Source organism: Streptococcus mitis, assembly GCF_023109515.1.
In the GTDB taxonomy this organism is placed as follows: Bacteria; Bacillota; Bacilli; order Lactobacillales; family Streptococcaceae; genus Streptococcus; species Streptococcus mitis_CS.
Map to the genome: position 1 here is coordinate 114308 of NZ_JALDUM010000001.1, position 13834 is coordinate 128141.

8 protein-coding genes and 1 other annotated feature (1 of these 9 only partly in view) are annotated in these 13834 nt (G+C 41.1%); of the genes, 7 read left to right on the top strand and 1 reads right to left on the bottom strand.

Annotated features, from left to right (window positions below; genetic code table 11):
• Positions 1–91: a binding site (T-box leader), on the top strand; it begins 116 nt to the left of the window's first position.
• Between the two features lie 45 nt (positions 92–136).
• The 5 genes from ileS (at position 137) to M1G05_RS00685 (ending at position 9888) form a co-directional block, all read left to right on the top strand.
• Positions 137–2929 carry an isoleucine--tRNA ligase gene (ileS, locus tag M1G05_RS00665; protein ID WP_247952703.1) on the top strand — a complete coding sequence of 931 codons (2793 nt, stop codon included), beginning with the start codon at positions 137–139 and terminating at the stop codon, positions 2927–2929.
• Positions 2930–3074: 145 nt separating this feature from the next.
• Entirely contained in the window at positions 3075–3767 is a 693-nt protein-coding gene (locus M1G05_RS00670; protein ID WP_000240129.1) for a phosphoglycerate mutase, read from the top strand.
• 52 nt (positions 3768–3819) lie between these two features.
• A complete protein-coding gene (locus tag M1G05_RS00675) occupies positions 3820–6231 on the top strand; it encodes a glycoside hydrolase family 95 protein (protein WP_247952704.1) in 2412 nt (803 codons plus the stop codon).
• A 245-nt stretch (positions 6232–6476) separates the two neighbouring features.
• On the top strand, positions 6477–7178 hold the full coding sequence (locus tag M1G05_RS00680) for an ABC transporter ATP-binding protein (protein ID WP_045611171.1): 702 nt from the start codon (positions 6477–6479) through the stop codon (positions 7176–7178).
• A 1-nt stretch (position 7179) separates the two neighbouring features.
• Positions 7180–9888, top strand: a complete 2709-nt coding sequence (locus tag M1G05_RS00685) for an ABC transporter permease (protein ID WP_247952705.1) — start codon at positions 7180–7182, stop codon at positions 9886–9888.
• A 197-nt stretch (positions 9889–10085) separates the two neighbouring features.
• Here the strand turns inward: M1G05_RS00685 and M1G05_RS00690 are convergent, their stop codons facing one another.
• Positions 10086–10949: a helix-turn-helix domain-containing protein gene (locus M1G05_RS00690; protein WP_084925428.1), complete on the bottom strand. Its 864-nt coding sequence runs from the start codon at positions 10947–10949 to the stop codon at positions 10086–10088.
• 188 nt (positions 10950–11137) lie between these two features.
• Here M1G05_RS00690 and M1G05_RS10005 point away from each other — a divergent pair, with 188 nt between their 5' ends.
• Together M1G05_RS10005 and M1G05_RS00695 are read left to right on the top strand one after the other, a co-directional pair.
• On the top strand, positions 11138–11308 hold the full coding sequence (locus tag M1G05_RS10005) for a PhrA family quorum-sensing system peptide (protein WP_084925426.1): 171 nt from the start codon (positions 11138–11140) through the stop codon (positions 11306–11308).
• Between the two features lie 510 nt (positions 11309–11818).
• Complete coding sequence (locus M1G05_RS00695; protein WP_247952706.1) at positions 11819–13834, top strand: bacteriocin-associated integral membrane family protein; 2016 nt, start codon at positions 11819–11821, stop codon at positions 13832–13834.

The window sequence follows — 13834 nt, forward strand, 5'->3', positions numbered from 1 at the left end:
AAGATTTGACGTTCCCCACGTTACGGGAAAAGAGGGAGAAAGACTAAATCTTTTTCCGAATAAAGGTGGTACCACGATTTTCGTCCTTTTTGGCAGTCGTGGTTTTTAATTTGTTATTATTTATAAAGGAGATACCATGAAACTCAAAGATACCCTTAACCTTGGGAAAACAGCTTTCCCAATGCGTGCAGGTCTTCCTACCAAAGAGCCAGTTTGGCAAAAGGAATGGGAAGATGCGAAACTTTATCAACGTCGTCAAGAATTGAACCAAGGAAAACCTCATTTCACCTTGCATGATGGCCCTCCATATGCGAACGGAAATATCCACGTTGGACACGCAATGAACAAGATTTCAAAAGATATCATTGTTCGTTCAAAATCTATGTCAGGATTTTATGCACCATATATTCCAGGTTGGGATACACATGGTCTGCCAATCGAGCAAGTTTTGGCAAAACAAGGTGTCAAACGTAAAGAAATGGACTTGGTTGAGTACTTGAAACTTTGCCGTGAATACGCTCTTTCACAAGTAGATAAACAACGTGAAGACTTTAAACGTTTGGGTGTTTCTGGTGACTGGGAAAATCCATATGTGACCTTGACTCCTGACTATGAAGCAGCCCAAATCCGTGTCTTCGGTGAGATGGCTAACAAGGGTTATATCTACCGTGGTGCCAAGCCAGTTTACTGGTCTTGGTCATCTGAATCTGCCCTTGCTGAAGCAGAGATTGAATACCATGATTTGGTTTCAACTTCCCTTTACTATGCCAACAAGGTAAAAGATGGCAAAGGCGTTCTAGATACAGATACTTACATCGTTGTTTGGACAACTACTCCATTTACTATCACAGCTTCTCGTGGTTTGACTGTTGGAGCAGATATTGATTACGTTTTAGTTCAACCTGCTGGTGAAGCTCGTAAGTTTGTGGTTGCTGCAGAATTATTAACTAGCTTATCTGAGAAATTTGGCTGGGCTGATGTTCAAGTATTGGCAACTTATCGTGGTCAAGAATTGAACCATATTGTAACAGAACACCCATGGGATAAGGCTGTAGATGAATTGGTAATCCTTGGTGACCACGTTACAACTGACTCTGGTACAGGTATTGTCCATACAGCCCCTGGTTTTGGTGAGGATGACTACAATGTTGGTATTGCTAATGGTCTTGAAGTCGCAGTCACTGTTGATGAACGCGGTATTATGATGGCTAATGCTGGTCCTGAGTTTGAAGGTCAGTTCTACGAAAAGGTTGTACCAACTGTTATTGAAAAACTTGGTAATCTCCTTCTTGCCCAAGAAGAAATCTCTCACTCATACCCATTTGACTGGCGTACGAAGAAACCAATCATCTGGCGTGCAGTTCCACAATGGTTTGCCTCAGTTTCTAAATTCCGCCAAGAAATCTTGGACGAAATTGAAAAAGTGAAATTCCACTCAGAATGGGGTAAAGTTCGTCTTTACAATATGATCCGTGACCGTGGTGACTGGGTTATCTCTCGTCAACGTGCTTGGGGTGTTCCGCTTCCAATCTTCTACGCTGAAGATGGTACAGCGATCATGACAGCTGAAACGATTGAGCACGTGGCTCAACTCTTTGAGGAACATGGTTCTATCATCTGGTGGGAACGTGATGCTAAGGACCTCTTGCCAGAAGGATTTACTCATCCAGGTTCACCAAATGGCGAGTTCAAGAAAGAAACAGATATCATGGACGTTTGGTTTGACTCAGGTTCATCATGGAATGGGGTTGTGGTAAACCGTCCAGAATTGACTTACCCAGCAGACCTTTATCTTGAAGGTTCTGACCAATACCGTGGATGGTTCAACTCTTCACTCATCACATCTGTTGCCAACCATGGCGTAGCGCCTTACAAACAAATCTTGTCACAAGGTTTTGCCCTTGATGGTAAAGGTGAGAAGATGTCTAAATCTCTTGGAAATACCATTGCTCCAAGCGATGTTGAAAAACAATTTGGTGCTGAAATCTTGCGTCTCTGGGTAACAAGTGTTGACTCAAGCAACGACGTACGTATCTCTATGGATATCTTGAGCCAAGTTTCTGAAACTTACCGTAAGATTCGTAACACTCTTCGTTTCTTGATTGCTAACACATCTGACTTTAACCCAGCTCAAGATGCAGTAGCTTACGATGAGCTTCGTTCAGTTGATAAGTACATGACGATTCGCTTTAACCAGCTTGTTAAGACCATTCGTGATGCTTACGCCAACTTTGAATTCTTGACAATCTACAAGGCCTTGGTGAACTTTATCAACGTTGACTTATCAGCCTTCTACCTTGATTTTGCTAAAGATGTTGTTTACATCGAAGGTGCCAAATCATTGGAACGCCGTCAAATGCAGACTGTCTTCTATGACATTCTTGTGAAAATCACCAAACTCTTGACACCAATCCTTCCTCACACTGCTGAAGAAATCTGGTCATATCTTGAGTTTGAAGCAGAAGACTTCGTTCAATTGTCAGAATTGCCAGAAGCAGAAACTTTTGCTAATCAAGAAGAAATCTTGGATACATGGGCAGCCTTTATGGACTTCCGTGGACAAGCTCAAAAAGCCTTGGAAGAAGCGCGTAATGCCAAAGTTATCGGGAAATCGCTTGAAGCACACTTGACAGTTTATCCAAACGAAGTTGTGAAAACTCTACTCGAAGCAGTAAACAGCAATGTAGCTCAACTTTTGATTGTGTCAGACTTGACCATCGCAGAAGGACCAGCTCCAGAAGCTGCCGTTAGCTTCGAAGATGTATCCTTCACAGTTGAACGCGCTGCAGGTGAAGTATGTGACCGTTGCCGTCGTATCGACCCAACAACAGCAGAACGTAGCTACCACGCAGTTATCTGTGACCACTGTGCAAGCATCGTAGAAGAAAACTTTGCGGAAGCAGTCGCAGAAGGATTTGAAGAGAAATAAGGTTGTTGTATGATATCAATAAGGAAAAGGATTGCCAAACAGTCCTTTCCTTTTTGGTTTTGACTAGCTTTTTTGTGAAAAATTGTGTAAAATAGAATAGATAAACGAGGGAAAACCTCGGAAAATTTAAAGGAGAATCCATCTAATGGTAAAATTGGTTTTTGCTCGCCACGGTGAGTCTGAATGGAACAAAGCTAACCTTTTCACTGGTTGGGCTGATGTTGATTTGTCTGAAAAAGGTACACAACAAGCGATTGACGCTGGTAAATTGATCAAAGAAGCTGGTATCGAATTTGACCAAGCTTACACTTCAGTATTGAAACGTGCAATCAAAACAACTAACTTGGCTCTTGAAGCTTCTGACCAATTGTGGGTTCCGGTTGAAAAATCATGGCGCTTGAACGAACGTCACTACGGTGGTTTGACTGGTAAAAACAAAGCTGAAGCTGCTGAACAATTTGGTGATGAGCAAGTTCACATCTGGCGTCGTTCATACGATGTATTGCCTCCAAACATGGATCGTGATGATGAGCACTCAGCTCACACTGACCGTCGTTACGCTTCACTTGACGACTCAGTTATCCCAGATGCTGAAAACTTGAAAGTGACTTTGGAACGTGCCCTTCCATTCTGGGAAGATAAAATCGCTCCAGCTCTTAAAGATGGTAAAAACGTATTCGTAGGAGCTCACGGTAACTCAATCCGTGCCCTTGTAAAACACATCAAAGGTTTGTCAGATGACGAAATCATGGACGTGGAAATCCCTAACTTCCCACCATTGGTATTCGAATTTGACGAAAAATTGAACGTAGTTTCTGAATACTACCTTGGAAAATAAAAAAATGTAAGTCTAGAATTGATTTCTAGGCTTTTTATGTTAGTATGGAAGTATGATAAGGAATAAAAAACAAGATTATGTATTGGCTTACAAGCAACCAGCGTCAACAACATATAAGGGTTGGGAAGAAGAGGCTTTACCAATAGGCAATGGTTCTTTAGGGGCAAAAGTATTTGGCCTTATAGGGGTTGAGCGGATTCAATTCAATGAAAAAAGTCTCTGGTCTGGTGGTCCACTTCCTGATAGTTCCGATTATCAGGGTGGAAATCTTCAGGACCAGTATGGTTTTTTAGCTGAGATTCGGCAGGCTTTGGAAAAGAGAGATTACAATCGGGCTAAGGAACTGGCTGAACAGCACCTAGTTGGGCCCCAAACGAGTCAATATGGGACCTATCTGTCCTTTGGAGATATTTTCATTGAGTTCAGCCAGCAAGGTACAACTTTGTCTCAGGTGACGGATTACCAGAGACAGCTTAATATCAGCAAGGCGCTTGCGACGACTTCTTATGTCTATAAGGGAACGAAATTTGAACGTGAAGCTTTTGCGAGTTTTCCAGATGATCTCTTGGTTCAGCGCTTTACTAAGGAAGGGGCGGAAACTCTAGATTTTACTATAGAACTGTCGCTAAGTCGTGATTTGGCTTCTGATGGAAAGTATGAGCAGGAGAAGTCTGATTATAAGAAATGCCAGCTGGATATCTCTGCTTCTCATATCTTGTTGAAGGGGCGGGTCAAGGACAATGCCCTCCAATTTGCTAGTTGTCTAGCTTGGGAAACAGATGGGGATATTAGAGTTTGGTCAGATAAGGTTCAGATATCAGGAGCCAGTTATGCCAATCTTTTCTTGGCTGCTAAGACTGATTTTGCCCAAAATCCTGCTAGTAATTATCGCAAGAAAATAGATTTAGAGCAACAGGTAAAGGACTTAGTGGAGATAGCTAAAGAAAAGGGCTATGCCCAATTGAAATCAAGGCATATTGAGGACTACCAAGCCTTATTCCAGCGTGTTCAATTGGATTTGGGAGCTGAGATTGATGCATCCACTACAGATGATTTGTTAAAAAATTATAAGCCACAAGAGGGGCAGGCTTTGGAGGAGTTGTTCTTCCAGTATGGACGGTATTTACTGATTAGTTCTTCCAGAGATTGTCCAGATGCTCTACCAGCTAACCTACAAGGGGTCTGGAATGCAGTCGATAATCCTCCTTGGAATTCGGACTATCACTTGAATATCAACCTGCAGATGAATTATTGGCCAGCCTATGTTACCAATCTCCTAGAGACGGCTTTCCCAGTCATCAACTATATAGATGATTTGCGTGTCTATGGTCGTCTAGCGGCTGCAAGGTATGCAGCAATCGTCTCTCAGGAAGGGGAGGAGAACGGTTGGTTGGTTCATACTCAAGCGACACCCTTTGGTTGGACGGCACCTGGTTGGGATTACTATTGGGGTTGGTCACCAGCTGCCAATGCGTGGATGATGCAAACTGTTTATGAAGCCTATTCATTTTATAGGGACCAAGACTATCTCAGGGAGAAAATTTATCCCATGTTAAGGGAAACGGTTCGTTTTTGGAATGTCTTTTTACATAAGGATCAGCAGGCGCAGCGTTGGGTCTCTTCTCCGTCTTATTCGCCAGAACATGGGCCGATTTCGATTGGCAATACCTATGACCAATCTCTGATTTGGCAGTTATTTCATGATTTTATTCAGGCTGCTCAGAAATTGGAACTGGATGAGGACTTGTTGACGGAAGTCAAGGAGAAGTTTGATTTGCTTAATCCTCTTCAAATCACTCAATCTGGTCGAATCAGGGAGTGGTATGAGGAGGAAGAGCAATATTTTCAAAATGAAAAAGTGGAGGCCCAGCATCGGCACGCTTCCCATCTAGTGGGACTCTATCCTGGAAATCTCTTTAGCTACAAGGGACAAGAGTATCTTGAAGCGGCGCGTGCTAGCCTCAATAATCGTGGAGATGGCGGCACAGGCTGGTCCAAGGCTAATAAGATCAATCTTTGGGCGCGTCTAGGAGATGGCAATCGAGCCTATAAATTATTAGCAGACCAGTTAAAGTCATCCACTTTGCCAAATCTTTGGTGTAGCCATCCTCCTTTTCAAATAGATGGTAATTTTGGTGCTACTAGTGGCATGGCAGAAATGTTGCTCCAGTCTCATACAGCTTATCTGGTGCCCCTAGCCGCCCTACCTGATGCATGGTCATCAGGTTCCGTTTCAGGTTTAATGGCACGTGGACATTTTGAAGTTAGTATGCAGTGGGAGGATAAAAAACTCTTACAGATGACCATTTTATCAAGGAGTGGAGGAGATTTGCGAGTCTCTTATCCAGGTATTGAGAAGAGTGTGATTAAATTGGATAAAGAAAAAATAAAAGCGAAATGCATGGGGAAAGATTGTATTTCGGTGGCAACAGCAGAAGGTGATCTTGTTCAATTTTATTTTTAAGAAGGTGATAGAAGGCAGTAGTTTGAGACTGCCTTTTAATAAGGATTTGAGAATGTAAGCAGTTTCCAACTAGTTGAAAAAGCGTTATAATGGTAATAGGAAGTAATACTCAATGAAAATCAAAGAGCAAACTAGGAAGCTAGCCGCAGGTTGCTCAAAACAGTGTTTTGAGGTTGCAGATGGAAGCTGACGTGGTTTGAAGAGATTTTCGAGTAGTATAATTTGTTTGAGAGAGGGTGGGGCTTATGGCTTATATTGAGATGAAACACTGTTACAAGCGTTACCAGGTTGGGGACACGGAGATTGTGGCCAATCGCGATGTGAATTTTGAGATTGAAAAGGGTGAATTGGTTATTATTCTAGGTGCGTCTGGTGCAGGCAAGTCAACGGTTCTTAACCTTCTTGGGGGGATGGATACTAATGATGAAGGGGAAATCTGGATTGATGGTGCCAATATTGCAGACTATAGTTCCCACCAGCGTACCAATTACCGCCGCAATGATGTAGGATTTGTTTTTCAGTTTTATAATCTAGTTTCCAATCTAACCGCTAAGGAAAATGTGGAGTTGGCTTCAGAAATCGTGACAGATGCCTTGAATCCTGAACAGGTCTTGACAGATGTAGGTCTGGCTCATCGTCTCAATAACTTTCCAGCCCAGCTTTCTGGAGGGGAGCAACAGCGAGTCTCCATTGCACGCGCGGTAGCCAAAAATCCTAAAATTCTCCTTTGTGATGAACCGACAGGCGCCTTGGATTATCAGACGGGTAAGCAGGTTTTGAAAATTCTCCAAGATATGTCTCGTCAAAAGGGAGCGACGGTGATCATCGTGACTCACAATGGAGCTTTGGCGCCCATTGCTGATCGCGTGATTCATATGCACGATGCCAGTGTCAAGGATGTGGTGATCAACGAGCATCCTCAGGATATCGACAGTTTGGAGTACTAGCATGATCAAGCGAAAAACCTATTGGAAGGACTTAATTCAGTCTTTCACAGGCTCCAAGGGGCGTTTCTTATCCATCTTGACCTTGATGATGTTGGGATCTCTAGCCCTTGTAGGCCTCAAAGTGACTAGCCCCAACATGGAGGCAACAGCTAATGCTTATTTAACAACTGCTCAAACCTTGGATTTGGCAGTTATGTCTAATTATGGTTTGGATCAAGCAGATCAAGAAGAACTAGAACAGATAGAGGGCGCAGAGGTTGAGTTTGGATATTTGACAGATGTGGCTATGGATAATGGGCAGGATGCCATTCGGCTATATTCCAAACCAGAGCGAATTTCAACCTTTCAGCTAAGAGAGGGACGACTTCCGCAGTCAGACAAGGAAATCGCTTTGGCCAGTCATCTGAAGAGTCAATATAGCGTGGGACAGGAGATTAGTTTTAAAGAAAAAGAAGGCGGTCATTCCTCTTTAAAAGACCATACTTTTACCATTACTGGTTTTGTGGATTCAGCTGAAATCCTCTCTCAGCGAGATATGGGATACGCAGGAAGCGGAAGCGGGACTCTGACAGCATACGGGGTGATTTTACCTAGCCAGTTTGATCAGAAAGTCTACAATATAGCTCGTTTGAAATATCAAGATTTAGCAGGTTTAAATGCTTTTTCATCAGCTTATGAAGAAAAATCCAAGCAACATCAGGAAGACCTTGAACAAGCTCTATCAGATAATGGCAAGGCACGTCTGCAACTCTTGAGAAAAGAAGGACAAGAGTCTCTAGACAAAGGCCAAGAAACCCTTGACAAGGCTGAGACTAATCTGCAGGAAGGCAAGCGTCGTTTAGCAGTTGCTCAAGCTCGTTTACAGGCTCAGGAAAGTCAACTAGCCTTGCTTCCTCAAGCCCAGAGAGAGCAAGCTAGTTCTCAACTTACCCAAGCTAAGCAGGAATTGGGCAAGGAAGAGGACAAACTAAAGCAGGCTGAACAGAATCTAGCCCAAGAAAAGGAAAAATTAGAAAAACATCAGCAAGTCTTGGATGATTTAGCTGAGCCCAAGTATCAAGTCTATAATCGTCAGACCATGCCTGGCGGTCAAGGCTACCTCATGTACAGTAATGCTTCAGCCAGTATTCGGGCAGTGGGCAATATCTTTCCTGTAGTGCTTTATGCTGTAGCAGCTATGGTGACCTTTACAACAATGACTCGCTTTGTGGATGAAGAGAGAACACATGCAGGTATTTTTAAGGCCTTGGGTTATCGCAGTAAGGATATTATCGCCAAATTTCTCCTCTACGGTCTAGTAGCTGGAACTGTCGGAACAGCTCTAGGTAGTATACTTGGCCATTATTTACTAGCCAGTGTAATTTCAAGTGTCATTACAAAAGGTATGGTAGTGGGAGAAACCCAGATTCAGTTCTATTGGAGCTATAGTTTATTAGCTCTTGGTTTAAGTTGGTTGGCGAGTGTGTTACCGGCCTACCTGGTGGCTCGTAGGGAACTACACGATGAAGCAGCCCAGCTTTTACTGCCTAAACCACCTGTCAAAGGAGCTAAAATCTTACTGGAGCGCATCGGTTTTATCTGGCGTCGTCTCAGTTTTACCCATAAGGTAACAGCCCGCAATATCTTCCGTTATAAGCAACGGATGTTGATGACAATTTTTGGTGTGGCAGGTTCAGTTGCTCTGCTTTTTGCAGGTTTAGGAATCCAATCCTCTGTAGCAGGAGTTCCGTCTAGACAGTTTCAACAAATCCAACAGTATCAAATGATTGTCTCTGAAAATCCTAGTGCGACCAATCAAGACAAGGCAGAGTTGGAAGAAGTGTTGAAAGGGCAGGAAATCCAAGACTACCAGAAAATCTATTCTAAAACGCTAGACAAGGATTTTAAAGGCAAGGCTGGTCTTCAGACTATTACCCTTATGATGACAGAGAAGGAAGATTTGACGCCTTTTATCCATCTTCAACATCATCAGCAGGATCTGACATTAAAAGATGGCGTCGTTATTACAGCTAAACTTGCCCAGCTGGCAGGTGTCAAGGTTGGACAGACTCTAGAAATTGAAAGTAAGAAGCTAAAGGTCGCTGCTATTGCTGAGAACTACGTTGCTCACTTTATTTATATGAGTCAGGCTAGCTATGTGCAAATTTACGGCCAGCTACCCCAAGCCAACACTTATTTGGTCTCGTTAAGGGATACCAGTGCGCCTAGTATCGAAAGGCAGGCTGGTTTGCTTATGAATCAAGCTGCGGTGTCCAGCGTCGTCCAAAATACTTCAGCCATTCGACTCTTTGACTCCGTCGCTAGCTCACTCAATCAGACCATGACCATCTTGGTCATCGTATCGGTTCTGTTGGCTATCGTTATCCTTTACAATCTGACTAATATCAACGTGGCTGAGAGAATCCGTGAACTCTCCACTATCAAGGTTCTCGGTTTTCACAATAATGAAGTCACCCTCTACATTTATCGTGAGACGATTGTGCTGTCCCTTGTGGGAATTGTACTTGGTCTGGTATCTGGTTTCTATTTACATCAATTTTTGATTCAAATGATTTCGCCTGCGACTATTCTCTTTTATCCGCAGGTAGGCTGGGAAGTCTATGTAATCCCAGTGGCAGCAGTAAGCATCATTTTGACCTTGCTTGGTTTCTTCGTCAATCATCATCTGAGAAAGGTTGATATGCTTGAAGCCTTGAAATCTGTAGAGTAATTTAGTTGTTTTTATCAGATTGGACTTGTATTTACTCGTAAATCATGACCACCCGTCAAACGGGTGGTTTTTTTGTCTCGCACCTAGCGGAGCGAGACGGACTAATAGTCACATAATTATAAGACTGATAGTATTAATTTCACTATCAGCCTTACAGGTTATTTAACGTTTCAGAAAAACTATAATGTCAAGATTAACTAAACAGTATCTAATTCCTTCAAATAATTTTCTATCTTCATCAACATTAAAGGATTGTTATAAATCTTACATAACTCTTTTGCTTCTATATAATAATTTTTGACTTGTTCTTTGTCTAGAAATTTGGCTCCAGCATTTCCTACAAGAATAAGTAGAGGAGCCAGTTGGTAGCTTGTCTGTCTTTGTTTACAGAGTTCAATCGTCTCAAGAGCTTCTTGGATGGCTTCGTTATATTTTTCCTTTGATACTAGGTAGTGAGCGTAGTTGTAACGAACTCTGATGTAACCAAATAAAAACTCCTGATGCTCAAAATTTTTTGTCTGATATAACTCCATCAAATGAGAGTAGTTTGCCTCATATTCTTGTTCACGGCCCACTAAGGAATAGAAATTAGATAGAGTATTCAATACCTTTAAATAAATCAGAGTATTTGAGGAGACTTTTAATAATATATTTTCCAATGAAGAAATAGCCTCACACTTACTGTCATATTGATAGAAGTCAATAATAGCTTTAATCCATTCAAGATAAGTTCGGTCTTCTAGTGTTAGAAAAGTACTTCGTTCAATCTCTATTCTATAAATATATTCCAAATTGTCATAATTTCTGTCATCTAATAGTCGAGCAGATAATTGCTTGAAATTAGAGAGATTAGATTTAATTTCAATTTGTTCATTAAAAAAATAATCTAATGGTACTTCAAGTCGCTGTGAGAGTTTGAACAAAAGGTCTGCGGAGGGAATGAAATGCCCTCTCTCAATTTTACTAATCTGGCTTTGTTCACAAATTCCTTCTGCAAGAGTTTGTTGGGAGAGTCTCAACTCTTTTCTTTTCAATCTGAATTTCTCTGCGAGTGTATTCATTAAAGATAATAAACCTTCCTATTTACTTAATTTCATTATAAAATTTTTAGTTCAAAATAGTAAGTTAAAGAAACAAATAATTCTTTATGGTAATAAATAAAAAAAAGTCAAAAATTACATAAAAATGCTTGGCTACATAAAATATATCTGTTAAAATAAGAATAACGAAAAAGAAAAGGGTTTCACGAATGAAGAAAAATTGTGGAATTCAAAAATTAGCTATATTAGCATTACTAGGGGTTTTTACGTTTAGTAATACAATTCCTTACCAACAGTTTATTCAGAAGAATAAACAATTGGAGATTCGAGTGCAATCACAAAAGAAGTCCAATGGTCTTGATGTTGGGAAGGCTGATTGATGTCGTATTACTTTAAAATTCAACTATTTAGAGAAAGGTATTCTTATGAGAGCTTGTAACAATACCAGATAGATATAAGAATGGAGATGTTTGATAAAATGCTTTCATAGCTAACCAACTGTTGAAAATTATGAGTTACAAAATCTAAAGTATTTAAGATTAGTTTATAAAATTAGGTCTCTGCCTGTAGAAAGGAACGTGCAGTTAGAAAGGAGGAAAAAATAGGATACTATAATTCAGACTGAGATTTCTAATTAAAATATGTAGTTGCATCATCCCTTGCCGTTTTGGCATTTAGTTTGGCTCTTCCTGTTTTGGTAGCTTCTCACCGTGGTGGCGAGTGGACCTATGGAGGCTATCATGATCCAAATAATTGGGGAGCAAGTTACATTTGATGCGGGATGGTAAAGAATAATTGAAGAAGATTCTTTTATCAATAGTTTATTAAGCTTGTTAGTTTATAGAGGGCATGGGTATTTCTGTCCTCTATTTTAGAATAAGGAATGCACTATGAAAAAATTATTTATACTCATATCCAACCTGCTTGCTAGTTTGTTCTTTGTTTGGGTATTTACCATTTGGACTGATACATATGTCTCCTATTATTACCCCAACGTTGTTGTACGTGATTCTTCCCCTGAAACAACTTTTCAGCATGTTGCTACACGCTTGGAAAAACTAGCAGAAGAAACGGATAGCTTTATTGCGATTCAACACCAGGATCCTAACTCAGAAGGTACTCCAGTGTTTTCTTATACGACCTTTGGGAACGGAAAGTTGCCTGATGGGCTACAGGAAAAAAATCTAGAAGATGCTCAAAGTAGTAGTGTTGAAACAAACTATTTTGTATTCGATGGAAACCTAGATATTCACTTGCTAAGGGAGGAGCTAAGTCAACTTGGCTTGACTAACATGCACCTGACAATTCCATCTAAACTATCTACGTTAATGGCTATCTTTAGTAACGGATTTCAGTTAATCAGTTTATTGATTTTCATCTTAACCTTTGGAGCACTGACTTTAATTAGTCAAATTAGCCAATTACGGTCGTCGGGCATTCGCCTCATTTCAGGAGAGAAACGGTGGTCCATTTTCCTTAGACCAGTTGGTGAGGATTTGAAAGGGATAGCTGTTGGTTTCAGTTTAGCTGGCGTGCTCGCCATTCTTATGCAAAAAATTCTGTCGCTTCCAACGCAATCCCTAATGACCATAGGAGAAGGCTTGCTCAGTTATAATCTCATCTTGTTGTCGATCTCCCTGTTTTTCGCTCAACTCTTCGCAGTTGGGATAAAAAAGATACACCTGATGCAGATTATAAAAGGGCAAGTGCCTGTCAGAGGAATCATTAGTTTGATTTTAATCGGTCAACTATTAGCGATTATTATTGTAACGCTGGGAATAGGGAGTAGCTTAAAGTATTCCCAAGCCTGGCAACAGCATCGGATTGGACAAGAGGCTTGGAGCCAGGAAAGGCAACTGATTACCCTATCAATCAGCCGTGAAGGAACGAGTCCTGGTTTTGATGAACAAGCTCAAAGGAAACTCAGAACTTGGTATCAATTGATGGATCTGGCTGTTTCAGAACAAAAGGCTTTCTTATCTAGACACCAGTTAATTGACCGTACTTTGCAAAATGGCATGGCTTCCTCCAAAAACTTTATAACCTCTACAGAATGGCACGATTACAACCCGAATGGCAATGTCCTTATCGTCACACCGCAATACTTGGAGCGTCAAAACATTCCTGTAGATACAACTATTGAGCAAAAGATGAATCACCTTGATGTAGGGGAGTTTGTCTTATTGCTGCCTGAACACCTCCGTTCAGAGGAAGAACATTATAAATCTGTTTTTGAAGACGACTTAACCAGTCGCATGTCTAGTCAAGATGAACGACAGCAAATGACTGCTACGGTAGGTTATTTGGAATCAGGTCAGGATCGTTTTGTGTATAATACGACCCCTATTTCTTACCAGCAGTTTTTGAAAGATCCAATCATCATTGTTATAACACCCCAATCAACTGGTCCACAGTCCATTTTGTTTTGGGTAGACGCAGTACAGAACTACGTTCTCTTTAATCAATTGTCTGATGCCCAGGAGCTTATCCAGAGACAAGGCATTGAAAATTGGGTCTCAGAAATGCAAACAGGTTACCACAACTACATCACATTATTGGATAATATCCAGAGGGAACGTTGGGTAATGCTAGCAGGAGCTGTGCTTGGGATTGCAACTTCAATCTTGTTGTTTAACACTATGAATAGGCTCTACTTTGAAGAATTTAGACGTGCCATTTTTATCAAACGCATTGCAGGTCTCAGGTTCTTAGAAATCCATCGCACTTATCTCTTTGCTCAACTGGGTGTGTTTTTACTGGGATTTGTTGCGAGTGTATTTCTTATGGTAGAGATAGTAGTTGCTTTCTTAGTCTCGTTACTCTTTACTGGTCTATCTCTTTTACAGTTACATGTCCAAATGCAGAAAGAAAACAAGATGTCCATGCTTGTTTTGAAGGGAGGTTAA